Source organism: Staphylococcus sp. GW821-FHT11H10, assembly GCF_058807855.1.
The window spans coordinates 174,502-199,869 of record NZ_JBXARC010000003.1 but is presented as its reverse complement, the minus strand read 5'-3'; the positions used below and the strand labels follow the sequence as shown (position 1 = coordinate 199,869).

Below are 25,368 nucleotides of genomic sequence, written 5' to 3'. Positions count from 1 at the left end.
TACAGTGATAACATCCTTGTTAAATTGTTTATATCTGAAATAGTTCATACAGAAGACTCCTTTTTGTTAAAATTATACTATAAATTCAACTTTGCAACAGAACCAAAAAACGCATCACGTACCGATAAGTAGAAACGTATCGTAAGTGAGGCGGGTTTTATTTATTATTTATGAAAGTAAAATAAAATTTGAATTCCATCTTAAATGTATTATATGTTCATTGTTGGATAATATGTAGATGTTTAAGAAGTTGATTTATATAATGTTTACCAATTTATGATAAAGAGGGTTATCGTGATGAAGAGTTTGATAAAAAGGATAAAGGGACATGGATAGTTGGATCTACCATGACAATTGAACCAAAAGGCAAGTACATGGAATCTAGAGGTATCTTTCTATATATTAATCACAATACTAGAACAACTAAAGGTTATTATTATGTGAGGAAAACAACAGATGACAGTAAAGGTAGACTAAAAGATGATGAAAAGAGATATCCTGTAAAAATGGAACACAATCAAATTATTCCAACGAAGCCGATACCTAATGACAAACTAAAAAAAGAAATAGAAAACTTCAAATTTTTTGTACAATATGCCAACTTTAAAGATATTAATGATTATAAAAACGGGGATATTTCATACAATCCTAATATTCCTAGTTATTCTGCGAAATATCAACTGAATAATAATGACTATAACGTGAAACAATTAAGAAAAAGATATGATATTCCAACTAATCAAGCCCCTAAGTTATTGTTAAAAGGGGATGGCGACTTAAAAGGATCATCCGTAGGTTCTAAAAATTTAGAATTTACTTTTGTAGAAAATAAAGAAGAGGATATATTTTTTACAGATGCAGTACAATTCACTCCTAGCGAAGATGATGAATCATGAGTCAAACAGATTATCAAATAAAACCTGATAATATAAAAGGTAATTCTGAAGAAACCAGCTCAATATCCAAAATTAGTTATGAAATAGAAAATGCGAATAATAAAAGTTTGAAAAAATGGCAAATGTTATTCGATGGATGGTTTTATGATTACATCTGGAAGTGACTGAAAATAATCAGTAGTCCTAAGATAATTTGTTATATGGAAATTCATAAAGCATCCTTCATCACAAAGTGAAGGGTGCTTTGTTTATTTATAAGTGTTATATTTAGAAATGACTTACTGCTCATTATCTATAAAGATTTGTACATTGAAAATATTGATTGTTTTAACAATAGGAGGTCATGTTGTTATTATGAGTCAGTTTAAGGACACATTATATAAACTATTTGAGCCAATGATGAAAATAGAGTTCTATCAAAATCTTTTGGTTAATCTTTTAATTATACTTGCTTATATCTTGATGGGTATGATTGTAATTGCGATATCAAGAAAGTTAGTCACTAAATTTTTCAACGTTAATGAAAAGAAAAAGAACCGTCATAAAATTAAGAGAAGTGAAACACTATCCACATTGATTCAAAATTTAATAAGTTATGTCGTATGGTTTATTGTCCTTACGTCAATACTTTCACGTTTCGGTATTAGTGTATCAGCAATTTTAGCAGGAGCTGGAGTTGTTGGTGTTGCCGTTGGTTTCGGAGCACAAACAATTGTAAAAGACATTATTACTGGTTTCTTTATTATATTTGAAGGACAGTTTGATGTGAGTGATTATGTTCAAATTAATGCATCTGGGGTAACAATTGCTGAAGGTACGGTTAAAACGATTGGTTTAAGATCAACACGTATACAATCAGATACTGGAGAAATTTATACATTACCTAATGGTATGATTAGTGAAATAGTCAATTATTCTGCTACAGATGTTTCGCCTATTGTGATGATACCGATTTCTCCAAATGAGAATTATAAAGTAATAGAAGAGAAATTATTAAGATTTTTACCTACATTAAAGAATAAATATGACATATTTGTATCCGCCCCAGAATTGCTTGGTTTAGATAGTGTTGATGGCAATGAAATGGTGATTAAACTTTTAGCACATGTTAAGCCCGGAATGCATTTTCCAGGACAACGTTTGCTTCGTAAAGAGGTCATACAATACTTTAGTGAAGAAGGCATTCATATTCCTAAACCAACACTTGTAAAACTTGATAAAGAATTGAGTAAAAAAGAATAGTCTGCAGGTTCATTTTTAATGTGAAAATTCATAAAGCATCCCTCATCGCAAAGTGAAGGATGCTTTATTTTTATTATGATAAGTCATGAGTGATAGTGATTTGAAAAACATTGTTGAGTAAAGTTGTTATAAAGTCATCATGTATGAAATTTCATAGACAGTATCTTGTATTGATACATTGTATACACACTATTCATTCTGGCTTTAGTTATATTTAAACAAGAGGAATGAAGATGACAAAACGCTTTACTGTTAAAACAATATTTGCTTTTATAGTTTTGTATAGATGTGCATATAATTTTAACTTTGCAACAGAACCTACGATTAATATAAGACCACAGAAAAAAGGAACAACACTCATTATGTATGCCAAAGATAAAGCGAATAATAAGAGTGCTTCTTTAAAGTTAAAAGTAAAATAAATCAAAAATGAAACAACGATGCATTGTGAACTTCACGAAATCATATTACGATTGTAGTAACAAAACTTTCAAAAGGGGCGTTATGTTTGGAAGAAATTAACTTGTTAGAAGATAAAAAATTAGCGAATAAACTAGCTATATATTCATATATTAGCTTTGTCGTTTTCGGTATCATTTTTTATTTTATTATGAAGTTTTCGGATACACCTAAATTTTTTGATTCTTTGTTAGTTAACGCATTATTCGTGATTATTCTTATTGTACTTATGTTTGTTGTTCATGAGTGTATTCACGGGATATTTTTCAAACTATTTTCACCTAAGAATAAAGTCTACTTTGGGGCAGCTAGCGGTATGATTTATTGTGCGATACCAGGTGGGACGTTTACACCGTTTACGTTTTTAATTAGTAGTATTGCACCGTTTGTCATTATCACAATGCTATTTATAGTGACGTTATTTTTAGGGTGGTTTCCACGGGGGCTCTTTTTCTTCTTTGCCACATTTCATGCAGGATGTTGTGCTGGTGATTTCTATTGGGGTTGGAAAATGATTAAAGCACCAAAGAATGCAACAATTGAAACGACGGATAAAGGCATTATCATTCGCTAGGGTTTACTTTGCTTTTGTTTAATAAAAGCTTATATGACAATCCAACACGATCTCGTGTTGGATTTTTTAGTGTTATAAGTCTAACTCGATATCATCTAAATGTTTCCCAATAGCTACCAAATATAAAGGAACATCTGATTTGAATTGAATCGGTGTTAATTCGATTTCTCCTTCGGCGTATTGAACTAAATGTATTAATTCACTATCTGTAAAACGTACAAATCCTTTCAAACGGTATACTTGTTGTGGGAGTAGGGTTAATTTTTCAATGAACGCTGCTTTTGTTTGAGAGCGAGGCGTGTCTATCAATTGATGATTGATGGCGTGATGGAGTGTACCTCTTTGTTTAGCACCTAAATGTTTCACGTTTAACAATGTGTTTAACGTTAATTCTCCCCATTGTCCTACTTGTATGTTTGCGTCTCCATTAATGACCTCTAGATGCCTTAATAAGCGAGCGACTTGATTAAAATCAGCAATATCAATTTTATTTACAAATAGCGTAGAGCAGTGACTTAATTGTTCATAGAATAACGCTTGAATATCTCTAGGATATGTTTCTATCTTCTCGTACAACTTTGCATCAATGATGCCAAGCATACTTCTAATAGTGGTAATTGGAGCTAGGACAGGTGTTAGACAGGCGTCAACAACGGCCAATGGTTCGGCGATACCACTACATTCTATAAACACAAGATCTGGTTGATGTTCTAAATATATTTCATGCAATTGTTGTGAAACGTTTGATTTCATAGCACAGCAAATGCAGCCTGCTACAATCTCACTGATAGGAATAGTTGGCTCAATGAGATGACTATCGACACTCATTTTTCCAAATTCATTAATAATCAATGCAGTTTTTAAATCATGATTCAATGCGTCTTTAATCAGGTGGTTTAATGTCGTTGTCTTACCACTGCCTAAGAAACCACCAACAATTATAATCTCCATAATAAACTCCTAACTTTGTATGAGATAACAATGTGACAAATTTAAATTGTAATTATGATGATGAAATAAGTTTAACAAATAAATCGTAATTATTACTATTTAAAAAGTATAACGAGATGGGTACACATTTTCAAAAAATGAATAAATCAAGAGAAATTAAATACATTTCTGTTGTCTAAGTTATAAAATTAAAAAATTAGTATTGACATTTGAACGGATTAATGTAAATAATAAAACGTAATGATTTTGATTTAGGAGATGTGTACATGTTTAAGAGAAGTATTATTTTATTATTTGTAGCTGTTTTAACCTTATCACTAGCTGCATGTGGCAAAGGTGATAGTGATAAATCATCTGATCATAAAGGTAAGTTAGAAGTGAAAACGACTGTTTATCCACTTAAATCATTTGCGCAACAAATCGGTGGTAAATATGTTGATGTTGAATCAGTTTATCCAAACGGAGTAGACCCACATACATATGACCCAAGTCAGAAACAAATGGTTGATATTGGTAAATCAGATTTGTTCGTATACACAGGTGATAATTTAGATCCCGTAGCTAAGAAAATTGCCAAAGCCATTAATGATAAAGATAAAACATTATCTTTAGAATCAACATTAGATAAAAATAGTGACTTATTAAAAGGCGAAGAACACGAACATGAGCATGAACATGGTGAAGAGCATGAAGACGGCGAAGAACATGAGCACCATCATCATGGCAAGTATGATCCTCATATCTGGTTAGATCCTGTGATCAGTCAAAAATTCGCTAAAGAAATTAAAGATGAATTAGTTAAGAAAGATAATAAACATAAAGATTACTATGAAGATAACTATAATAAATTAGTTAAAGACTTAAAAGGCATCGATAAAGATATGAAACAAGCAGTTAAAGGTAACGAAGGTAAAACAGTTTATATTTCACATGACTCTATTGGTTACTTAGCAGATAGATATAACTTCAAACAAGAAGGTATCGAAAATATGAATGCTGAAGAACCTAGCCAAAAAGATTTAACAAATATTGTTAAACAAATTAAAGAAGATAAAGTGAAATATATCTTAGCTGAAGAAAATGTATCTAACAAAGTTGCCGACACAGTTAGAAAAGAAACTGACGCAAAAACAATTAAATTCTATAATATGGGCTCACATACGAAACAACAAGATGACGACAAAAATACGTATCAATCATTTATGAAAGAGAACGTTAAAGCGATTGAAAAAGCCCTTAAGAATGAATAATACGATATAAGATAAAAGGTATTAATGCTTCATATCAAGGCCTCGTGATGATAGTCATGAGGTCTTCTTTATAAGTAGAGGTAAGTCTTCCCTCCTTATAGAAGGAAGATAGAATTGGGCAGGGATTAATGTTATGGTGATAATGAATCATAGTATTAGAGGAGTGTATTAGAAATGTCTTTAGGTACATTGGTGCATGTTATATTTTATACGCTATTCTTTATAATAGTCGGAATGGCACCTGTACTTGGCGTTTATTTGCAAAAAAGAAAACAAAAAGATAGTAAATCTAAATAATCATTAATATTTATTAAAAATAGGCAGCTAGCAGATTAAATTCTACTAGCTGTCTTTTTGTATATTTATGAACGCGTGAATAAATTGTTATAAATTAAAGTGATGACAATTCGATATTATATAATTGTAATATTTATTAAAAGTTAAAAAACTATAAAAATGAATATTGTAGTGTGCATTGATTAAGGTATATAATAAATTAAAGCAAAAATTTATTAATTTGAAACATGATGAAAGTAGGGATGAGTATAGTGAACAAAGGGGTAGCATTAAAGAGATATTCACTTATATTAGTTGTCTTTCTGATAATGATGTGTTTATCTTTTCATTTTCAATTTAATGAAGCGAATGCTTCTACTAAAAGTGATAAATTAGATGTACAACAAACATCTCAACAACCTGTCGTTAAACAACAAAATAAGTCAGTAAATGTATCTAAAGATAAAGTTGTAGCAACGCAGACTAAGGTACAAACGCCGTCTAAGGTAACAAATCGCAATCAAGCTTCGTTACAAAAGACAATGGCACCTTCTAAACGAGCACATGTTACTTCAACACATGTGACACCAAAAAGTACTAAAGTAAAACCTTCATCGCAAAACTTTTCAAAACAAAAGCAACCAACTAAGGTTAACAAAAAAGTTGTCTCAACAAATAAAAAACCACAAAAAGCATCAAAAGTAACACGCACGCAATCCGCGAGACCACAGTTATTAGCGCAAACTACTAAAACAAGAAGTAAGCCAACTTCGTCAAAAGTATCGGCAAGTAAACCATCTACGAAAGTGGCAGTTGTAACTAAGTCTAAAACTGCGAAACCAAGTGCACAAACAACAGTCAAAGCGTCTAAAAAAGCATCATCAACGACGAAGAAGAATTATTACAATCAAGCACCTAAGCGTTGGCCATCTAATGTGCCTGGTGGTGATAATGTACGTGATTTCGGTCAAACGACGAAAGAATCAGGTATTGATGACGCCTTAAAAATTATGAAGAAATCAGGAAACAAAGGTGTAACCATTGAACATGCTAAGGCGAAAGATGCCAATATCGCAACAGTTTATAATTGGAATCCAAAAGCAAAACAATTAACATATGGCACTGGTACAGCAATTGGAAAGCATACGATTCTAACTGCAAATCATGTTGTAAATGATCAAAGTGCGCATAAGCCTTTGACACCGTCACAACCACAAAATATGCGTATCAACATATTACAAGAGGGATCTAAAATTGTGCGTACACTTGAAGTCTTTGGTGTTCAAATGTTGCAATATGGTGATGTTTCTCTAGTGTATACGTATGAAGATATTTCAAAGTATATGAAGATAAGAAAGATTGCATCAGAAAGTTCAATTAAAGCAATGAAAGCAAATACGCCTATTCACATGTACCATTATGGTAAGCCGACTGGTAAATATAAAAATGATCCTGCCGGTACAATGTATCATTCAAAAGGGAAATATACGATGCCTGCACGTAATGTGAACCCGATTGGCTATTATCAAATGATGGCTGAACCAGGTTCTTCTGGTGGGGCAGTCTTAAATAGTAAAAATGAAGTCATTGGTGTCCATGCGTTCCGATTAAACTCAGGAGATTATAAAAAATATAATTTAAATACGATGGCTGAAATCAGAGGTAAATTACGTAAAGAAATTATTGATAATATTGTGTAGTGATTTATTAATTTAATAAATTTAAAAAAGTGAGCGGGATGACATAACTAGGGTAATGTCAATATCCCGCTCACTTTATGTGTAATTGGATCTATTTTTGTGTGTAAAACGCATCGAATACGTTGTTTAAATCCTTGTTTGCAGCATCTAAGATTTCGTCTTCAGGTAAGACTGACGTACCTTGGGCACGAGCGATGTAAAACTCATCAAATCCCATGATTTCTTTAAACATTTCTTTTAAATAGTAATATGAGAATTCAAGTGGCGTATAACGGTCGTCATTTGTATAGACACCACCACTTGCTTGTAATAATAGTGCTTTATAATCATCGGTCATTAAGCCAACAGAACCATCCTCAGTATATTTAAATGTTTCTCTAGCAATCATAATGTTGTCGATGTAGTCTTTTAATCTAGATGTGATATTGAAATTGTGAAGTGGTGTTAGAATGACAATGCGATGGTTAGCTTTAAATTGATTTAATAAGAATGCCGACATATCAGCAATTTTTGTTTCATCATCTGATAAGGACTCGCCTAAACTTTGCTTGTTCCAAACATTTAATAATTGATCACCTTCGATACGAGGTACATTAATATCATATAAATTTAATTCTTCAATTTCCTCGTTTGGAAATGTAGTTTTATATTTATCTAGAAATAAATTTTTTAATTTGGCGGTATACGTTGATTCATTATTAAAATCTGGGTGGGCATTAATAAGTAGCGTTATTATATATTTTTAATATCAAAATAACTATGATTTTAATCTAAAATTGCTCAATTTATTTAATTACGGGGTATCCATAGAATTAAGGGGAGATGATGAATGGCAACAGACAAAATTTTTCATGAAACATTCTTAAATAAAATTAATTCAAGCAAAATCAAAACGAGAAGTATGATGGGGGAGTATCTCGTATACTATGATGGCAAAGTGATAGGTGGTTTGTAGGATAATAGATTGTTAGTTAAAGCCTCAAATTCTTCCCTCGAAAAGCTAGAAGGATATGAATTAGTATCGCCGTATCGGAATGCGAAAGAGATGATATTCATACCTAATATCAGTGATATTGAAGACATCGAGACTTTATTTTCAGACATAAAGAATGATTTACGTTAATCAATTGCTAATTGGGGAAGCTGTCATAGTTGTCGTCGCAGGTGGTATTAAAACAACGTGAACGTTATAGGGAAGGTAGACTACGGTCACTAACATGTTAGTCTTACCCCAGGACCACAAATAAATACACTAACTAAACAGACGTAGCATTAGACATCTATAACCAACTAAGGTATGAATGTCCGTGCTACGTCTCGTTTTATATTCAAAAATTACTTTTCAGCCAAGTACTTCACTGCAACGTCTTTGTAGATATCGATATATTTAAGATACATGTCCTTTTCAATATATTCATCCACTTGATGGGCCATAATCGTAATTCCTGGACCAACAATAGCAAGATCTACATTATTAGGATTATCACCCAACAGACTTGAAGCATCCGTAGTACCTATGAATGCTGCGACAAAGACGTCTTCTTTACTCACATAATGAGGTGCTACATCTGTAATTACTTGAATTAAAGTACTATCTTTATCACTTGTGACGGGACGATGATCACTTACGACTTCAAACGACAATGCTTCAGGACTTACTTCATCAATCGTTTGTTGGAATAAATCTTTAACAAAGTCATTATTATACTCGGGTACTGGTCTTACATTATATTCAATAGATGCTTCATCGGGTACAGAATTAAATTGTTTGCCACCCTTGATAATAGAACCCATCATTGTAAATCCTGATGCGAAGTTCTCCTCTTCTTCGCTTAATGTGCCCTTCATAAATTTGTTTACCATTGGTGCAACATCTAACTCATGTTGAAGGTCATGCTGTTTGATATCATCATATTTTGAATTTAAGTGATTGATAAACTGTACTAATGTGTCTACTGCATTCTTCCCTAAAAATGGCATTGAACTGTGTGCAGCAATCCCAGTGGCAGTTACTTTACACGCCATTGAACCTTTGTGTGCATAGAATACCCCGTTGTCTGTAGGTTCTCCGATGATTAAGCCATCAATGTCATCTAAATAACCCTCTTTAACAAATCGTTTGGCACCTTCTTGTTCTTTTTCTTCTCCAGTTGTCGCAAGTAAACGAATTGTTCCTTTAGATAAATCTCCAGACAATTTTAATTCAATGAGTGCGATAACCATGCCCATCAAGGCACCTTTCATATCCGTCGTTCCACGTCCGTACAATTTGCCGTCCTGTTCTGTAAGTTTAAATGGCGGATAAGTCCATTTTTCATGATGCCCGGCATCAACTACGTCCATATGGCCACTCATCGCTAATATTGGCGAACCACTCCCAATTTCAGCTACTAAGTTCGCTCTTGTCTCGCTCACTTTTATTATTTTAGAAGGTATATCGTATTGAGCTAATAAGTTTTGTATATAGTGACAGACTTCAATTTCGTTTTCATTTTCTGACTGAATTTCAATAATATCTGCTAGTAACTTAATTTTATCTTCCTCTTGAAAAGTACGCATATGTATCCCAACCTTAAATTTGATATTAGTATTATCTATACATAAAGTGTAATTTATAAACATTATAATGAATATTCATCCTAATTTATTTTATAAAATTACATGCAAAATGATATAGTGGTCAAAATGGGGTTACATTAGTAATTGTTAATGTAATATAATATCGAAGTTGTGAACAAATGATGAATGTTACATATTTATTTTTAAAAGGTTTTAAATAATGTGATTGAATTATTTCTACAATACTTTAAAATCAAGATTAAAATTTAGAAAAAGAGAAAGCTTTTTGAGGTATAAGGATTATGGGCGAGAGAGAAATGATAACACCCAGAACATTTATATTTAATGTATTAAATGGTGTAGCTTTAGCAATTGTAGTAGGTATGATTCCAAACGCAATATTAGGAGAGTTAAGTAAGTATTTAAGTCAATATAACGATATATTTACGAAAGTAGCCTTTGTAACACAAGGAATTCAATATTCGATTCCAATTCTGACAGGTGTATTAATTGCAGGACAATTTAAATTAACGCAATTACAAACCGCCGTTACAGGTGCAGCTGCCTTTGTAGGATCAGGTGCATCTACTTTCACAGATAATAAGTGGGTCATTGTTGGTATAGGAGATTTAATTAATACGATGATTACTGCATCGATTGCAGTCGGTATCATTTTATTGATTAGTCATAAATTAGGTAGTTTAAATATGATTGTGTTACCAATCGTTGGTGGTGCAGTGGCGGGCTTAATTGGACTATTGATCTTGCCATATACTAAATTGATTACATTAGGCTTAGGCGATGTTATCAATGGGTTAACCAATACACAACCTATTATCATGACTATATTGATCGCGATGATTTTCTCTATATTAATTGTTTCACCGATATCATCAATTGGGATAGGTTTGGCAATTGGCATTTCAGGCTTAGCAGCTGGTTCGGCTGCAGTTGGTGTAGCAGCGAGTGCAATTATGCTTGCAGTCGGTAGTTGGCGCGTAAATAAACCCGGTATTCCGATTACGGTATTACTTGGAGCAGTAAAATTAATGATGCCGACGCTGATTCGTCATCCAATGATGATGCTACCCATTGTTTGTACTGCAGGTGTGTCAGGATTTGTTGGAGGGTTGTTCAATATTAAAGGTACACCCGATTCAGCAGGTTTCGGACTCATTGGTCTTGTTGGACCGATTAAATCGTTAAATTTATTGGAAATGGGTACAGCCAGTGGCTTATTGATTATCGCCATTGTGTACATCATTGTTCCATTAATTTCTGCGCTATTTTTCCATTATTTATTTGTAAAAGTATTAAAAATCTATAATCCTAATATCTTTAAATATCAGGTTTAAAATTATAAATGTCTAGTTGAAGTATGTGTAATTGCTTTGGCTAGACTTTTTAATTTTTAAAAGTTATAAACTATCAAAAAGGTAACTAATGTAGTTAATGTATTATTCTGATGCATATTTGACTAACAATTATGATAGGTATATGATTATAAAAAAATTAATACATGATTGAAGGACAAGAGCTATATTGTCGATTCACAGAGAGGGGATAAACGCTGAGATATTCCTAATCTAAAATATAGTTTACTACCTTTTCATACATTACATGGAAACATGTAAAGTTTCATGCGCGTTAATGCATGGCTAAAGTGCCATCTCTTGATTGAGATGGAATGTTGGGTGGAACCACGGGTGTTACAAACTCGTCCCTCTTGTAGGGACGGGTTTTTTATTTTATATAAATGTTTAAGGAGAGATATATCATGTCTAATCAACAAATCAATATTCAATTTCCAGACGGAAGTAATAAAGCGTATCAAGCTGGAGTGCTTGCTAGTGATGTAGCGAAATCCATTAGCCAATCTTTATATAAGGAAGCAGTCGTTTGTCGTATGAATGACCGTTTAGTTGATTTGACCCATCCTCTTCAAGAAGACTGTGAACTCACATTTTACACACTTAAAGATCAAGAAGGTTTAAATGTAATGCGACATTCTGCCGCCCACGTCTTAGCACAAGCACTTACTCGATTATATCCCGATGTAAAATTAACAATCGGTCCTGTCATTGAGCATGGTTTTTACTATGATATCGATTTAGATGAATCCATTAGTGAAGCAGATTTAAATAAAATTGAAAAAGAAATGAAGAAAATCCATAGTGAAAATTTAAAATTTGAACGACAAAATTTAAGTTATGCAGAAGCTAAAAATATTTTTAAAGATAATCCTTACAAGTTGGAACTTATAGAAGAACATAAAGATGATCAACTTTCACTGTATCAACAAGGGGAATTTATTGATTTATGCGTAGGGCCACACGTACCAAGTACTAAATTTGTAAATCATTTTAAATTAACTAAAGTATCAGGTGCCTATTGGCGAGGTAATAGTGATAATAAGATGTTGCAACGTATTTACGGCGTAGCATTTCGTTCTAAAGATCAACTTGATGACTATTTTGAATTTTTAAGGGAAGCGGAAGAGCGCAATCATAGACGCTTAGGTAAACAGTTGAAATTATTCATGTTTTCTGAAGAAGCGCCAGGTATGCCATTCTATCTATCTAATGGTCAATTCATTCGAAATCAAATGGAAAGTTTCTTGAGAGAGGTTCAATTGAAACACGATTATGATGAGGTAAGAACACCGTTAATGATGAACAAACGACTTTGGGAAGAATCAGGACATTGGGACCATTATCATGAGAACATGTATTTCACTAAGGTGGATGAAAATGATTACGCGTTGAAACCAATGAATTGCCCGGGACATATGTTAATTTTCAAAAATGAACTTAGATCTTATAAAGATTTACCGCTTCGAATTGCTGAATTTGGTCAAGTGCACCGTCATGAATTTAGTGGTGCGTTGAATGGTTTACTACGCGTGAGAACGTTCTGCCAAGATGACGCGCATATCTTTATTATGAAGTCTCAAATCAAATCAGAAGTGCAAGAAATTCTGAAATTAATTGATTATATTTATTCAGTATTTGGCTTTGAATATAGTATTGAATTATCAACACGTCCTGACGATTACTTAGGAGAATTAGACTTATGGAATGAAGCGGAACAATCATTGGCACATGTATTGGATGACCTTGGATTAGATTATTCTATTAATGAAGGGGACGGAGCCTTCTATGGTCCTAAGATTGATGTGCATATTAAAGACGCATTAAATCGAAGTCATCAATGTGCTACAGTGCAATTAGATTTCCAAATGCCAGAGAAATTCGAATTAACTTACATTAACGAACAAAATGAAAAAGAACGACCAGTTGTATTGCATAGAGCAGTATTCGGTTCACTAGACCGCTTCTTCGGTATTTTAATCGAACACTTCAAAGGCGCATTCCCACTATGGATGGCACCTGTACAAGTGAATTTAATTGGCGTATCAGATAATAATGATGGATACGTTCGTACAGTTGCAGAAGCACTAAGAGATGAGAATATCCGTGTTGCTATAGATGATAGAGAAGAAAAGCTTGGCAAAAAAATTAGAGAAAGTCAGTTGAATAAAATTTCATACACATTAGTATTAGGAGACGATGAACAACAACATCACACTGTTTCAGTTAGAAAATATGCACATGATGATAACGAAACAATGGATATTCAAGCATTTATTGAAAAGTTAAAACATGAAATTGAAAGTAAAGCGTTATTAGTTTAATGATGTAACTTTGAATCAACCTAGCCTATCAGAGTATGAACACTTTGATAGGCTTTTTAATGTCTAGATATTAAATATAAATATGAAAATTGTAGAATAATTATATAATGTATTTGAATAGTAAAATTTTGTTTTTATAAGTAAGAAAGATACAATAAGCATAACGTCTTTTAGATTTAGGAGTATTGAAATGCACACATTTTCTGTAGAAGGTAAGAACATTTCAAAAGAAATTAATCATCAAGCAATTATTAAAAATATGAGTATGAACTTTCCAAATAACTCTATTATTTTAATTGAAGGTAAGAATGGTTCAGGGAAAAGTGTTACTTTAAAAATGCTAGCCAATATAATGAAACCTTCTAGTGGATTGATGAGTGTTAAAGGTAACATAAGTTACGCACCAGATCATTTGCCAATGACTATTAATTTAACTGTTAAAGAATATCTGGATTTTATTGATAGTATAAGTATTAAAAATCAATCTGACATTAAAATAAGTCAATTGACGCATCTGTTTAACTTAGAACCATTTTTGCAAAAAAGAATTTATGAATGTTCTAAAGGTACTCAACAAAAGGTGAATTTAATCCAGTGTTTAATTAAAAAAGCAGATATTTATATTATGGACGAACCATTTTCTGGTCTTGATAAAAATGCCATCGCAGAGTTAAAGTCGTTATTAATTCAATTCAAACAATTTGCAACAATAGTACTAACTTCACATGAACAAATAGTAGATTTTACGTTTGTTACCCATCGATATAATATTGAACAAAATCATCTAATAGATAATAGTTCAACTAATGCGGATATGAAGATGTTGATTAAAATTATACAAGTGTCAGAAAAAGAATTATCTATTATTTTAAAAGAACATGACTTTCAAATGAGCAAAGATGGAAGTATTATTGTAAATTCATCTCAAAGTAATCAAGTGATAGCATTATTAATCCATAACGGATATTTTATTGAAGAAGTAAGAAGGTATACAAAAAATGGCGTTAATTAAGTATCAATTAAAAAACTATATTAGAACTTATAAGCTAATAGCACCTTTTGTGACATTTTTTACGTTACTAATTATTATATATTTTTATTCTGGTCAACCAATCATGTCTAGTTTTGCTAGCACATCAATGGTTCTTTTATTTGTAACTGGTTGGATAACTGTAACAATTATTGACGCAGAATCTCTCCAAGAAAAACAATTATTATTTACTCAACTAAAATCTAAAAGTACATATTTGACTAATAAATTAATATTTTCAATATTACTTATTTTACCGTTGGGTATAGTCGCAATTATTTATCCTATAATTACTTTTAGATTTGAGCATATACCTAACCTAATAGAAATTGTAATTGGTATTTATAGTCATATAATTACAATAATCGTGGGCGTTCTTATTACAACCTTATTAAAAACAATTCCAAAACTATCTTATAAATTTGTTTGGTTAATAATGATGTTGATTTTTCTGTTTTCAATATTAAGAGTTGTTATAATTGAAGCTTTTTCTATTTCAAGCTATGTTCTATGGATCTTCCCACCGATAAGTGATTTTATGATGATGTTAAATGAAGATATAATGCTTATCTTAAATAAGGATTTTCTTATAATTAATATATGGATGGTTGTCTACTTAGTAATTTTAACTACAGTTCTATATATTAATTTTAATAAATCAGAGTATATTTAATGCAAATAATATTGGCTATAAGTGAAATTAATATCATAAAAGGGGATATTTATGAAATCCATTGAAACGATGCAATCTTATCATTTGTTGGAATTGTTATTTTCAAATTCTGATGTTTCTTATGTATTAGAAGAATGGAATCAACAATATGAAGCGGTAGAAATAAAAACTCGAAATGGCCTATTCAAAAGTAGATTTGCTCAAAGGACACCTAATAAAAAGGGGTACTTTTTCGCTATGTGGAAGAAAGATGAAAATAATACGAATGTGCCGTTTACTGAGGATGATTTAGAGAATCAATTAATAGTGAATATTGTTGATGATAAGCGGAGAGGCCAGTTTATATTTCCAAAGGATATATTGATTAAGAAAGGTATTTTAAAAAGTGATGATTCTAAAGGGAAAATGGCATTGAGAGTGTATCCACCTTGGGAGACGGGGTTAAATAACACTGCAGCTAAGACACAAGTATGGCAGTGTGCATATTTTAATGAGATAGTGCATGAATAAATACTCAATCTACGCTATACAGTAATAAAAATATTATATGTAATTGGAGATAATCGATGGACGGTATCATTGCATTTATTCAAATGTTAGTAGTAGTACCTTATTCTATATTTTTGCTGGCAGTGTTTATGTATTGTATATGGAAATGTGTGTGGTTTGTAAATGATTTAATCAGGTTGTTGTTGGAGAACAATTTGAATATCAATGTTTCTGAGAACATGTCTTTTGTTATACTATTTTTCTCTATATTCTTTGGAGCACTGCTTTTTATCATCCCGTTTTACATTGTCGTCTTGTTAATTGGTAACTTTTTCCAAATGATTTTAGTGATTATAGGCATGTATATCATAATTACAAAGCTAAAAAAATAAATAATAATTTATCTAGAGCATGTTATTGAGTTAGCATGTTTTTTAACGACTTATTTGTAAATATCAAAATAATTCATTTGTATTCTTTTGAAGTTGTATAAATGACTATTGTACAATGAGAGTTGGTTGCGATTTTTTTAAAAATTCAAACATAAAGCAATCTTAGTTTAGTATGTAAAAGGGAGATACAAATGAGAGTTTATACATCGATTATTTTCTGGATGAGGACAATCGCGTGTTTAAGTGTTGTAATGATACATACAATAACAACGACTTTTTACAAATTCGACATGCCTAATGAAGGCTACTTGTTAAGAATTTTTCAATTGTTATTGCTATACGCGACACCGATGTTTGTTTTCATTTCAGAATTCTTGTTAGCTAAACAATATAAAACGAAAGTTAAAGATGGATTCTTTAAGCAAAAGCTACTAACGTTAGGCATTCCATATATCATTATTAATTTAGGACTTGCGTATGTGTATGGACATCCTAAGAATTTTGAAGATTATATGGATTCTGTTGTATTTATGATGTTCCATGGTGGAACATTAACTTATTTTATTGTAATTATTTTTCAGTTCTATTTACTACATATAGTATTTGCTAAACATTTGGTCAAACTTAATCCAATCAAATTAGTTATCTACTCATTAATTATTACAACTTTATTCTGGGCTATGAGAAACTTCGTACCCGCACCAGAATCAATTTATTTGAATTGGTTGTGGCAAAGAGAAGGTTGGATGATATTTATTGGATGGTTGAGTTACTTCCTATTAGGTTTCTATATGGGTTATCATTATGAGAAACTAATGAATCATATTCAAAAATATACAATCCACATTTTGAGCGGCATGGTAATTGTTACCATTTTTGTGGTTTGCAATTATTTATTTGGAATTTTAACTTTAGTCGACTCTAAACGTTTTGATACACCTATTTATGTGACACTGGTTATTTTATTATTCTTTTTAATTGCATCTTATTTCAAATACGTTCCAAGATTTATTATTTTCATTAGTAATTATTCATTTTCAATTTATTTAATTCATTACTTCTTTGTGCATAGATTAGGAGCGCTTCACGATCATCCGTTGTTAAACATCCTATTTACGTTTACGTTAACAGTGACATTCTCAATATGTATCGCTTATGTAATGAATTTAAGTAAATTTGGTAAGTATATTGTTGGCGGTATAGGGAAAATGAAGTATGAAACGTATTATCAAAGTTATAAACAAAATTTAGTGGATTAAAAGGTGGGAGAAGTATGACTAAATTAGTTTCAATTATTGTATCTGTTTACAATAAGGGGCAGTTTTTAGAAAAGTGCATAGAGTCTTTAATTGATTTAAAGATGGACAAGAATAATATTGAAGCGATATTTGTAGATGATTGTTCAACTGATGAGTCGGTTAACATTATCAAGCATTATGAAAAGGACTATGACTTTATAAAATTAATTCAATTACCTGAAAATACAGGTAGCCCTTCTGAACCAAGAAACATTGGAATGAGAGAGGCACAAGGGAAATATATTACGTTACTTGATGCGGATGATTGGTTAGATAAGGAAGGGTTCCCTCAAGTGATTGAGAAAGTGAATGCAGATGATGCCGACCTTGGTTATGGACAAAGTTATAAACATAAGTCTAAAAACGTGAAGTATCATGCTAAGTTTACTTCTTATAAGGAAGCATCACATTTAAAACCACAAGATATTAGTAAGATTTTTAGAGCAGTCGGACCACCAGGAAAGGTATTTAAACGAAGTCTAGTCATGGATAATCATATTGAATTTGAACATATGAAATATGGCGAGGATAAGTTGTTTTTCTTTCAACTATTTGGAAAAGTGGACGATATCACAATGTCCACAATACCTATGTATCACGTAAATCGTTACGATGAAAATAAATCGTTAGTACAGCAAACATCAATGTTAGATAAAGCAAACTCAAATTTAGAGGTTCTAGATAGAACTTGTCATATGGATATGTCTTCGGAACTTAAGCATATGGCTTTAGCTAGAATGGTTGAAGTAGACTTTATTTCGAGATTCCTTCGTACGAAGACATTTATTAAATCTGCAGATAAAGAGAAATTTTATGCAGTAATTGAAAAAGTTGAACGAAAAATAAAAGAGCAAGGCATTGATATCAATACATTGATTACGAATCCAGTATTCAAGCAAATCTACACGTTATATCATCATGCAGATGAATCGGTATTTGTTAATTTTACAAAGGATGTTGTTAATGACCAATGGCGCTATATTATTCAAGATGGCATTGTCTTTAGAGATTTCGTTCATCAATATGACATGATTAAACCTACTGTTGTTGATTGCTACCCAGTTTACGAAGGCACGCAAATGATGGGAGAAAACAAATACGAAGTCATTCGTGTCATGAAACCAGACGATATAAACATCCAATCAGTAAGTTTAGTAGAAATCAACAATGCGGCGAATGAATATGAAGTGACGTATAAATATAGCGACGATAGAATTTATGTTCCACATGAGGAATTTGAAAAGTTAAATAAAGATATCAATATTAATTTTAATGTGAATTATGGTGAGTCAGGACGCTCATTGGTGTATGCTTCATATCCAAGTTTCAATGATGTATTTAAAATGAAACGCCAAAATTTCAAAGTTGAATTTGTGCATAAAAAGAATGAGAACAAAGCACAACAAGTAACAAACCGTAAAAGTGAATATTTCAAGAGAATAACGAATCCAATGATGACATTGAAAAAAATTAAAATATACAAAGATGTATCATTTAAAGAAGAAGTAGGTAGTCTAGAAGCGGGTACTAGAGTTGAAGCGTCAGATATTCAATATACATCGAAAGGCACACCTCGACTGGTATTAGATGATGGTAGTATAATCACAGCGAATAAAGATTTTATTACCTTAATCAACACATCGGGATTAAACAAGTATATTACTGAGGTGCCTAAGAAAGTTAAAGTTGTAAAAGCATGTAAACTCTATGATTCACGTGATTTTAAAGACAATACAGTACGTAAACTTAAAAAAGGTGATGTATTAACTATTAGAGACATCATTTATACGAACAACTCAACACCTCGCTTAGTAACACAAGAAGGCCTATTCTTAACAGCAAATAAAGATTTTATTAAGATCATTAAGTAATGAACCTAAGTGCTATAGAGACGGCATCCCAGGAACGTGAAGCAACTTAAGTGAGTGGGTTATCTATCTAAGATCGACTTTAGAGAACTATTTTAGAACTATTGAAACTAAAGAAGCCAGTAAATGAAGTTGTTAAAACTCATTTACTGGCTATTTTAATAGGAGGATGATTTCCATGGACTTACTACATGAATGACTACATTCTATTCCATGCTGCCATGGATTGTTTTAATATTATGCTTCATCATTTTATAATATGAATCTCCTTTCGATCCTTTTTCTCCGATTGAATCCGTAAAGACTTCTCCATAGATACTTTTACCTGTTTCCTCAGACAAGCTGTTCATAGATTTTTTATCTACACTTGTTTCAACTAATAAATGTTTAATGTGATTATCTTTAACAAATTGGATTGCTTGTTTCATTTGTGATGGTGTACCTTGTTTTTCAGTATTAATCTCCCAAATATAACCTGGTTTAATATCGAAGGCTTTTGAGAAGTATTTGAAAGCACCCTCACTTGTAATCATGGCACGTTCTTCTTTCGGAATATCATTAAATTTATCTTTACTGTCTTTGTTTAACTTTTCAAGTTGAGCAAGATAAGCATTACCTTGTTTGTGATAATCAGCTTTATGTGATGAATCTGCTTTTACGAGTTGTTCTTGAATATTCTTAACGTATTGAATACCATTATCCAGACTTAACCACGCATGTGGATCAACCTTATCTTTATTACCATTTTCTCCGTTTAAATAAATTGGTTTAACTCCTTTAGACACCGCGAAGACTGACTTGTCATTTGTAGATTTACCTGCTTGTTCTAAAGCTTTCTCAAACCAACCGTTACCAGATTCTAAATTGAAACCATTGTAGAAGATAACATCCGCGTCAGTAAGTTGTTTAATATCTTTCGGTTTAACTTCATATTCATGTGGGTCTTGTCCGACAGGCACAATGCTATGAACGTCAACCTTGTCTCCACCAACCTGTTTGACCATGTCATAAATAATAGAATTAGTTGTTACGACCTTTAATTTGTCATGACCTTTAGAGTGTTGCTCACTTGAATTTGAACCACAAGCTGCGAGTACTAAGATTAATGCAATTAGTAATGGAATAAATTTTTTCATGTTGTTTGTACACCTCTATACTTTGTTTTTATTTTTGAAAAGAGAAGAGTCAAGATATAAATACTAAATGTTGCAATAACAATCGTTGCACCACTCGGTAGATTGTAAATAAAGCTAAAGTATAATCCTATGATAGAACTTACTATGCCTATTAAACTTGCTACGATCATCATTGAATATAGATTCTTTGTGATTAAAAAGGCAGTCGACGCTGGTGTAACAAGTAATGCAACGACTAAGATAATGCCGACAGTTTGAATACTCGCGACGGTTACTAAGGCGAGTAACAACATTACAAAATAATGAATCATTGTTGTATTCAATCCGCTCACACGACTGAATGTCGCATCAAAAGTTGAAATCATTAATGGACGATAAAGTATGACAATGAGTAGTATCACAACGACGCCAATAATGATGGTTGTCCAAAATGTTTGTCGGGTAATAGCGAGTAAATTTCCGAATAAAATATGATGCAAATCCGTCGTACTATTAATAAGACTAATAATGATGACACCCGTTGCGAGAAACGCAGTGAAACTAATACCAATAGCTGCATCAGGTTTTGTTTTACTATTATTTGAAATGTAGCCAATTAATAAACTTGCGATCATGCCAGTGACTAATGCGCCGATGAACATTGGAATATTGAATAAGAATGACAACGCCACACCAGGTAAAACAGCATGACTCATCGCATCTCCCATCAACGACAATCCACGGAGGATAATCAAACTTCCTACAGTTCCACACACAATACCTACGACAATAGATGTAATTAAAGCTCGATTTAAGAATTGATAATCTAATAAATGTTGAATGAAATCAGTCATTAGATATGTCACTCCCTTCTTTAAGAGTAGAAGTCACATTAAATAGAAATGTCTTGTTTAAATATTGTGGCTGCATCGCTTGATGGCTAGGACCGAAAAATCTAACTGTACGATTAAGTAAAAGAATTCGATCAAAATATTGTTCAGCTTTCGACAAATCATGATGCACAATGAGAATAAGTTTGCCCTGATTTTTTAAATGTTGAAGCTTTTCCATAATGAGTTGTTCACTATTAAAGTCGATGCCAACAAATGGTTCGTCCAATAGATAGATGGTACTATCAGACATTAAAGCTCTTGCCACAAGTACACGTTGCAGTTGCCCACCACTAAGCTCAGAAATTTGTTTATATTGTAATGATTCCAAGTCTAAGTCTCTTAATAATTTATGAAACTTCATTTTTGACGCGTGATCGACGCGTCTGAACCAGCCGATGGTTTGGTAACAACCAGACAAGATGACTTTTTCAACATTGATTGGAAAGTCTAAATCTAATTGTGCTTTTTGAGGAATATATGTAATATATTGCAATTGTTTATGTATGGATTTGCCATATAAATTCATCTCGCCACTCGCGTTAAACGATCCAATTAAACTTTTTAATAAAGAGGATTTACCAGCACCGTTGGGCCCCATAATGCCAATAATTTCTCCAGAAATTGGAATCTTTAAAGTAATATCTTTAAGCACATGTTTATGATTTAAATGCAAATTCATGTTGCTAATGTCTATCATTCAATTACCTCCTAAATAAAAGTTTAGGTTAACCTAATTTATTTTATAATAAACACCGAAAACAGTGTGTGTCAAGTCAAGATAGACAATAAAAATGTGGTAATAGTATAAATTTGTTTCCGAAAGTAAGGTCTAAAGTGGGCGTTAATTATTGATATTGCTGTATTTAATGAAACGTGGCTCGATTGACAATTAAATAATTAAATGTAAAATATAAAACGTAATTATTACGATTTATAAAAAGAAAGGTATGATTTTATGGGCAAGATACCTGTAACGGTATTGAGTGGTTACCTTGGATCAGGTAAAACAACATTACTTAACCACATTTTAAATAATCGGGAAGGTCGTCGAATTGCGGTTATTGTTAATGATATGAGCGAGGTCAATATTGATAAAGACTTAGTTGCAGATGGGGGTGGACTATCAAGAACGGATGAAAAACTAGTAGAACTGTCAAATGGTTGTATTTGTTGTACGTTAAGGGACGATTTATTACAAGAAGTTGAGCGCTTAGTAGAAAAGGGGAATATTGATTATATCGTGATTGAATCTACAGGTATATCTGAACCGGTACCTGTGGCTCAAACATTCTCTTATATTGACGAAGCATTAGGTATCGATTTAACGTCAATCTGTAAACTCGATACGATGGTAACTGTTGTGGATGCTAATCGATTTATTAATGACATTAATTCCGAGGATTTACTTGTGGATCGTGATCAAGGTGCAGATCAAACAGATGAGCGCTCAATTGCGGATTTACTTATTGATCAAGTGGAATTCTGCGATGTTTTAGTGCTAAATAAGACAGATTTAGTAACCGAAGCAGAATTAACTAAATTAGAAAATATTTTAAGAAAGTTACAACCAGATGCACATCTAATTAAAACAACAAATGCCGAAGTTGATATTAACGAAGTATTAGATACAGGTCGCTTTGACTTTGAACAAGCGAGTAACTCTGCAGGGTGGATAAAAGAATTAACTGAAGGTGGTCACGCGGAACATACACCTGAAACAGAAGAGTATGGGATTGGTTCTTTCGTTTATTCAAGACGATTACCGTTTCACGCGAAACGTTTCAATGATTGGTTAGAGCAAATGCCTAATAATATTGTCCGTGCAAAAGGTATCGTCTGGTTGGCACAATATAATCAAGTTGCATGTCTACTATCACAAGCAGGTTCATCTTGTAATATTAGTCCGGTAACCTATTGGGTAGCTGCGATGTCCAAAGAACAACGAGAACAAATTTTAAATCAGCGACCTGATGTTGCGCAAAGTTGGGACATAGAATATGGTGACAGAAATACACAATTTGTGATTATAGGTACTGAATTAGATCAAGAAAAAATTGTGAAAGAATTAGACCAGTGCTTAGTCAATGGTGATGAAATTGATAGCGACTGGAATCAATTAGAAGATCCATATCATTGGCAAATTCGAAAAGCTTAAACTCACGACATAGTAAAGCAATAATATTTTAAAGGCAACACTTAAAATGACTTTAACACCTTGCACATTGCGTTAAAGTAAGTTAACGCTCTGTTGCGAGGTGTCTTTTTTATGAAAGAACAACTCAAATTGTTGATGATTTAAATTTATTGAATATTTTGAACAAATCGACACTAAATTTATGTATAATAGCTAGTAAACATATAATAGGAGAGATATAACACATGATGAAACAAAAACTATCAATCAAAGAAAATATATTTATTGGTTCGATGTTGTTTGGCTTATTCTTTGGTGCAGGAAATTTAATCTTTCCTATTCATCTTGGACAAACAGCAGGTGAGAATGTTTGGCTTGCGAATTTAGGTTTTCTAATTACAGCCATTGGGCTACCTTTTCTAGGTATAGTAGCGATTGGTATCTCCAAAACAAATGGCGTCTTCGATATTTCATCTCGAGTGAGTAAAGGGTATGCGTACGCATTTACGATTGCCTTATATTTAGTAATTGGACCATTCTTTGCTTTACCGAGGCTTGCAACAACATCGTATGAAATTGCATTTTCACCATTTATTTCGGCAGGTACTGGAAAAGTTGTATTACCGATATTTAGTATTTTATTCTTTCTTATAGCATGGTTTTTCTCAAGAAAGCCATCTAAAATTTTAGATTACATAGGTAAATTCTTAAATCCAGTATTTTTAGTATTACTAGGTATCGTAGTTGTCTTAGCATTTATTAAACCAATGGGCGGTATTAGTCATGCACCAGTAAGCGCAAATTATAGTGATAGTGTCTTATTGAAAGGGTTTATTGACGGTTATAATACGCTAGACGCACTCGCATCACTCGCATTCGGTATTATCATTGTGACGACAATTAAGAAATTAGGTATTACTAATCCGAATGGGATCGCTAAAGAAACATTCAAGTCAGGTTTTATAAGCATCGTAGGCATGGGTGTTATTTATACATTGCTCGCTTTAATGGGTACGATGAGTTTAGGTCATTTTAAAGTGAGTGAAAATGGTGGTATCGCACTGGCTCAAATTGCGCAGCATTATCTTGGAGATTACGGTATTATCATTTTATCTCTAATCATTATTGTTGCTTGTTTGAAGACGGCTATTGGTTTAATTACTGCATTTTCAGAGACATTTACAGAACTATTCCCGAAAATGAATTACCTTTGGTTAGCAACAGGTGTAGCGATACTCGCTTGTATCTTCGCTAATGTCGGGTTAACTAAAATTATTATGTATTCAACGCCAGTATTGATGTTTATCTATCCGTTAGCGATTACACTGATTTTATTAACGCTTGTCAGTCCATTATTTAATCATTCGACCATTGTTTATAAATTTACAACGTTCTTTACAATGTTTGCAGCGTTCTTTGATGGTGTAAACGCAAGCCCAGAATTCTTTGCAAAGACATCATTTGCACAAGCATTAATAAGTTTCGCTGAACGTTATTTACCGTTCTTCACAATTGGAATGGGTTGGATTGTTCCGGCAATCATAGGATTTGTAGTAGGACTTATCGTTTATTTAATTCGTTCTCGTAGACAAACTCAAACACAATAAATATTAAGTAATAACATGTAAGCCTGGGACATAAATCAATGTCTCAGGCTAAAAATATATATTGGCAGTAGTTGACTGAATTAAAATGCACTTGTAACAAGCATCTTTTTAATTCTAGTCAACCTTACCTGCCAGATGGGGCCCCGGCAAAGAGAATTTCAAAAAGAAATTCTACAAGCTAAGCAGGCTAGGGTGGGACGAAATAAATTTTGAAAAAAATTGTTTCTGTCTCGCTCCCATAGCTTATTTTTTTGCATTCAATCATAAC

General features: G+C 32.4%; 22 protein-coding genes and 2 pseudogenes. 18 read left to right on the top strand and 6 right to left on the bottom strand.

The genetic code is table 11. The features are described 5' to 3' along the window. Positions 1-275: 275 nt before the first annotated feature. From AC1RRU_RS03515 to AC1RRU_RS03495, 5 genes and pseudogenes are all read left to right on the top strand, one after another. Positions 276-896: pseudogene (locus tag AC1RRU_RS03515) on the top strand (tandem-type lipoprotein); the annotation flags it as partial. Next, positions 893-1,060, top strand: a complete 168-nt coding sequence (locus AC1RRU_RS03510; RefSeq protein ID WP_016930484.1) for a hypothetical protein — start codon at positions 893-895, stop codon at positions 1,058-1,060. The pseudogene AC1RRU_RS03515 and the gene AC1RRU_RS03510, both read left to right, overlap by 4 nt. A gap of 190 nt (positions 1,061-1,250) precedes the next feature. Then, positions 1,251-2,138: a mechanosensitive ion channel family protein gene (locus AC1RRU_RS03505; protein ID WP_016930485.1), complete on the top strand. Its 888-nt coding sequence runs from the start codon at positions 1,251-1,253 to the stop codon at positions 2,136-2,138. Positions 2,139-2,371: 233 nt separating this feature from the next. Continuing rightward, positions 2,372-2,560 (top strand): hypothetical protein, encoded by a 189-nt coding sequence (locus tag AC1RRU_RS03500; RefSeq protein ID WP_016930486.1) that lies wholly within the window; start codon positions 2,372-2,374, stop codon positions 2,558-2,560. An 86-nt stretch (positions 2,561-2,646) separates the two neighbouring features. Continuing rightward, positions 2,647-3,171, top strand: coding sequence for a DUF3267 domain-containing protein (locus AC1RRU_RS03495; protein WP_016930487.1), 525 nt, complete (start codon positions 2,647-2,649; stop codon positions 3,169-3,171). 72 nt (positions 3,172-3,243) lie between these two features. Here the strand turns inward: AC1RRU_RS03495 and AC1RRU_RS03490 are convergent, their stop codons facing one another. Further along, positions 3,244-4,122, bottom strand: coding sequence for a CobW family GTP-binding protein (locus AC1RRU_RS03490; RefSeq protein WP_016930488.1), 879 nt, complete (start codon positions 4,120-4,122; stop codon positions 3,244-3,246). 266 nt (positions 4,123-4,388) lie between these two features. Here AC1RRU_RS03490 and AC1RRU_RS03485 point away from each other — a divergent pair, with 266 nt between their 5' ends. From AC1RRU_RS03485 to AC1RRU_RS03475, 3 genes are all read left to right on the top strand, one after another. Next, positions 4,389-5,372: a metal ABC transporter solute-binding protein, Zn/Mn family gene (locus AC1RRU_RS03485; protein ID WP_049426151.1), complete on the top strand. Its 984-nt coding sequence runs from the start codon at positions 4,389-4,391 to the stop codon at positions 5,370-5,372. A 174-nt stretch (positions 5,373-5,546) separates the two neighbouring features. After that, positions 5,547-5,669: a hypothetical protein gene (locus AC1RRU_RS03480; protein ID WP_016930490.1), complete on the top strand. Its 123-nt coding sequence runs from the start codon at positions 5,547-5,549 to the stop codon at positions 5,667-5,669. A gap of 308 nt (positions 5,670-5,977) precedes the next feature. Next, the gene (locus AC1RRU_RS03475; RefSeq protein WP_011274457.1) at positions 5,978-7,348 is read left to right on the top strand and encodes a trypsin-like peptidase domain-containing protein; all 1,371 of its coding nucleotides are present in this window, start codon (positions 5,978-5,980) and stop codon (positions 7,346-7,348) included. A 91-nt stretch (positions 7,349-7,439) separates the two neighbouring features. Here AC1RRU_RS03475 and AC1RRU_RS03470 read toward each other — a convergent pair whose 3' ends face one another. After that, positions 7,440-8,084 (bottom strand): FMN-dependent NADH-azoreductase, encoded by a 645-nt coding sequence (locus AC1RRU_RS03470; RefSeq protein WP_029376608.1) that lies wholly within the window; start codon positions 8,082-8,084, stop codon positions 7,440-7,442. A gap of 93 nt (positions 8,085-8,177) precedes the next feature. Here AC1RRU_RS03470 and AC1RRU_RS03465 point away from each other — a divergent pair. Then, positions 8,178-8,471, top strand: a pseudogene (locus tag AC1RRU_RS03465) (TfoX/Sxy family protein). 212 nt (positions 8,472-8,683) lie between these two features. Here AC1RRU_RS03465 and AC1RRU_RS03460 read toward each other — a convergent pair. Next, entirely contained in the window at positions 8,684-9,907 is a 1,224-nt protein-coding gene (locus AC1RRU_RS03460; RefSeq protein ID WP_016930491.1) for an ArgE/DapE family deacylase, read from the bottom strand. Between the two features lie 302 nt (positions 9,908-10,209). Here AC1RRU_RS03460 and AC1RRU_RS03455 point away from each other — a divergent pair, with 302 nt between their 5' ends. The 7 genes from AC1RRU_RS03455 to AC1RRU_RS03425 all read left to right on the top strand — a co-directional run bounded on the left by AC1RRU_RS03455 (position 10,210) and on the right by AC1RRU_RS03425 (position 19,354). Further along, positions 10,210-11,262 (top strand): PTS sugar transporter subunit IIC, encoded by a 1,053-nt coding sequence (locus AC1RRU_RS03455; protein WP_033080090.1) that lies wholly within the window; start codon positions 10,210-10,212, stop codon positions 11,260-11,262. Positions 11,263-11,684: 422 nt separating this feature from the next. Beyond that, complete coding sequence (thrS, locus tag AC1RRU_RS03450; RefSeq protein ID WP_016930493.1) at positions 11,685-13,601, top strand: threonine--tRNA ligase; 1,917 nt, start codon at positions 11,685-11,687, stop codon at positions 13,599-13,601. A gap of 190 nt (positions 13,602-13,791) precedes the next feature. Beyond that, complete coding sequence (locus AC1RRU_RS03445; RefSeq protein ID WP_011274464.1) at positions 13,792-14,613, top strand: ATP-binding cassette domain-containing protein; 822 nt, start codon at positions 13,792-13,794, stop codon at positions 14,611-14,613. Then, on the top strand, positions 14,600-15,304 hold the full coding sequence (locus tag AC1RRU_RS03440) for a hypothetical protein (RefSeq protein WP_011274465.1): 705 nt from the start codon (positions 14,600-14,602) through the stop codon (positions 15,302-15,304). Before AC1RRU_RS03445 ends, AC1RRU_RS03440 begins: the two co-directional genes overlap by 14 nt. A gap of 51 nt (positions 15,305-15,355) precedes the next feature. After that, complete coding sequence (locus AC1RRU_RS03435; protein WP_011274466.1) at positions 15,356-15,814, top strand: MepB family protein; 459 nt, start codon at positions 15,356-15,358, stop codon at positions 15,812-15,814. 562 nt (positions 15,815-16,376) lie between these two features. Next, entirely contained in the window at positions 16,377-17,444 is a 1,068-nt protein-coding gene (locus AC1RRU_RS03430; protein ID WP_016930495.1) for an acyltransferase family protein, read from the top strand. Positions 17,445-17,458: 14 nt separating this feature from the next. Continuing rightward, the gene (locus AC1RRU_RS03425) at positions 17,459-19,354 is read left to right on the top strand and encodes a glycosyltransferase family 2 protein (RefSeq protein WP_016930496.1); all 1,896 of its coding nucleotides are present in this window, start codon (positions 17,459-17,461) and stop codon (positions 19,352-19,354) included. A gap of 203 nt (positions 19,355-19,557) precedes the next feature. Here AC1RRU_RS03425 and mntC read toward each other — a convergent pair whose 3' ends face one another. The 3 genes from mntC to AC1RRU_RS03410 are packed head-to-tail and all read right to left on the bottom strand — an operon-like array spanning position 19,558 to position 22,056. Continuing rightward, entirely contained in the window at positions 19,558-20,487 is a 930-nt protein-coding gene (mntC, locus tag AC1RRU_RS03420) for a manganese ABC transporter substrate-binding lipoprotein MntC (protein WP_016930497.1), read from the bottom strand. Beyond that, positions 20,484-21,320, bottom strand: coding sequence for a metal ABC transporter permease (locus AC1RRU_RS03415; RefSeq protein WP_016930498.1), 837 nt, complete (start codon positions 21,318-21,320; stop codon positions 20,484-20,486). Before AC1RRU_RS03415 ends, mntC begins: the two co-directional genes overlap by 4 nt. Beyond that, positions 21,313-22,056 carry a metal ABC transporter ATP-binding protein gene (locus tag AC1RRU_RS03410; RefSeq protein ID WP_048667808.1) on the bottom strand — a complete coding sequence of 248 codons (744 nt, stop codon included), beginning with the start codon at positions 22,054-22,056 and terminating at the stop codon, positions 21,313-21,315. The genes AC1RRU_RS03415 and AC1RRU_RS03410 overlap by 8 nt, the downstream gene beginning before the upstream one ends. Positions 22,057-22,314: 258 nt before the next feature. Here AC1RRU_RS03410 and AC1RRU_RS03405 point away from each other — a divergent pair, with 258 nt between their 5' ends. After that, the gene (locus AC1RRU_RS03405) at positions 22,315-23,514 is read left to right on the top strand and encodes a GTP-binding protein (RefSeq protein WP_016930500.1); all 1,200 of its coding nucleotides are present in this window, start codon (positions 22,315-22,317) and stop codon (positions 23,512-23,514) included. Between the two features lie 224 nt (positions 23,515-23,738). Further along, on the top strand, positions 23,739-25,100 hold the full coding sequence (gene brnQ / locus AC1RRU_RS03400; RefSeq protein WP_016930501.1) for a branched-chain amino acid transport system II carrier protein: 1,362 nt from the start codon (positions 23,739-23,741) through the stop codon (positions 25,098-25,100). Positions 25,101-25,368: the final 268 nt, after the last annotated feature.

Excerpts from the sequence above, each read along its gene's own strand:
- AC1RRU_RS03490 (WP_016930488.1), bottom strand. The coding sequence starts at position 4,122 with ATGGAGATTATAATTGTTGGTGGTTTCTTAGGCAGTGGTAAGACAACG.
- AC1RRU_RS03475 (WP_011274457.1), top strand. The coding sequence starts at position 5,978 with ATGATGTGTTTATCTTTTCATTTTCAATTTAATGAAGCGAATGCTTCT.
- AC1RRU_RS03460 (WP_016930491.1), bottom strand. The coding sequence starts at position 9,907 with ATGCGTACTTTTCAAGAGGAAGATAAAATTAAGTTACTAGCAGATATT.
- AC1RRU_RS03405 (WP_016930500.1), top strand. The coding sequence starts at position 22,315 with ATGGGCAAGATACCTGTAACGGTATTGAGTGGTTACCTTGGATCAGGT.
- AC1RRU_RS03430 (WP_016930495.1), top strand. The coding sequence starts at position 16,377 with ATGAGAGTTTATACATCGATTATTTTCTGGATGAGGACAATCGCGTGT.
- AC1RRU_RS03440 (WP_011274465.1), top strand. The coding sequence starts at position 14,600 with ATGGCGTTAATTAAGTATCAATTAAAAAACTATATTAGAACTTATAAG.
- AC1RRU_RS03510 (WP_016930484.1), top strand. The coding sequence starts at position 893 with ATGAGTCAAACAGATTATCAAATAAAACCTGATAATATAAAAGGTAAT.
- brnQ (WP_016930501.1), top strand. The coding sequence starts at position 23,739 with ATGATGAAACAAAAACTATCAATCAAAGAAAATATATTTATTGGTTCG.
- AC1RRU_RS03415 (WP_016930498.1), bottom strand. The coding sequence starts at position 21,320 with ATGACTGATTTCATTCAACATTTATTAGATTATCAATTCTTAAATCGA.
- AC1RRU_RS03435 (WP_011274466.1), top strand. The coding sequence starts at position 15,356 with ATGAAATCCATTGAAACGATGCAATCTTATCATTTGTTGGAATTGTTA.
- AC1RRU_RS03445 (WP_011274464.1), top strand. The coding sequence starts at position 13,792 with ATGCACACATTTTCTGTAGAAGGTAAGAACATTTCAAAAGAAATTAAT.
- AC1RRU_RS03455 (WP_033080090.1), top strand. The coding sequence starts at position 10,210 with ATGGGCGAGAGAGAAATGATAACACCCAGAACATTTATATTTAATGTA.
- mntC (WP_016930497.1), bottom strand. The coding sequence starts at position 20,487 with ATGAAAAAATTTATTCCATTACTAATTGCATTAATCTTAGTACTCGCA.
- AC1RRU_RS03410 (WP_048667808.1), bottom strand. The coding sequence starts at position 22,056 with ATGATAGACATTAGCAACATGAATTTGCATTTAAATCATAAACATGTG.
- thrS (WP_016930493.1), top strand. The coding sequence starts at position 11,685 with ATGTCTAATCAACAAATCAATATTCAATTTCCAGACGGAAGTAATAAA.
- AC1RRU_RS03500 (WP_016930486.1), top strand. The coding sequence starts at position 2,372 with ATGACAAAACGCTTTACTGTTAAAACAATATTTGCTTTTATAGTTTTG.
- AC1RRU_RS03485 (WP_049426151.1), top strand. The coding sequence starts at position 4,389 with ATGTTTAAGAGAAGTATTATTTTATTATTTGTAGCTGTTTTAACCTTA.
- AC1RRU_RS03505 (WP_016930485.1), top strand. The coding sequence starts at position 1,251 with ATGAGTCAGTTTAAGGACACATTATATAAACTATTTGAGCCAATGATG.
- AC1RRU_RS03425 (WP_016930496.1), top strand. The coding sequence starts at position 17,459 with ATGACTAAATTAGTTTCAATTATTGTATCTGTTTACAATAAGGGGCAG.
- AC1RRU_RS03480 (WP_016930490.1), top strand. The coding sequence starts at position 5,547 with ATGTCTTTAGGTACATTGGTGCATGTTATATTTTATACGCTATTCTTT.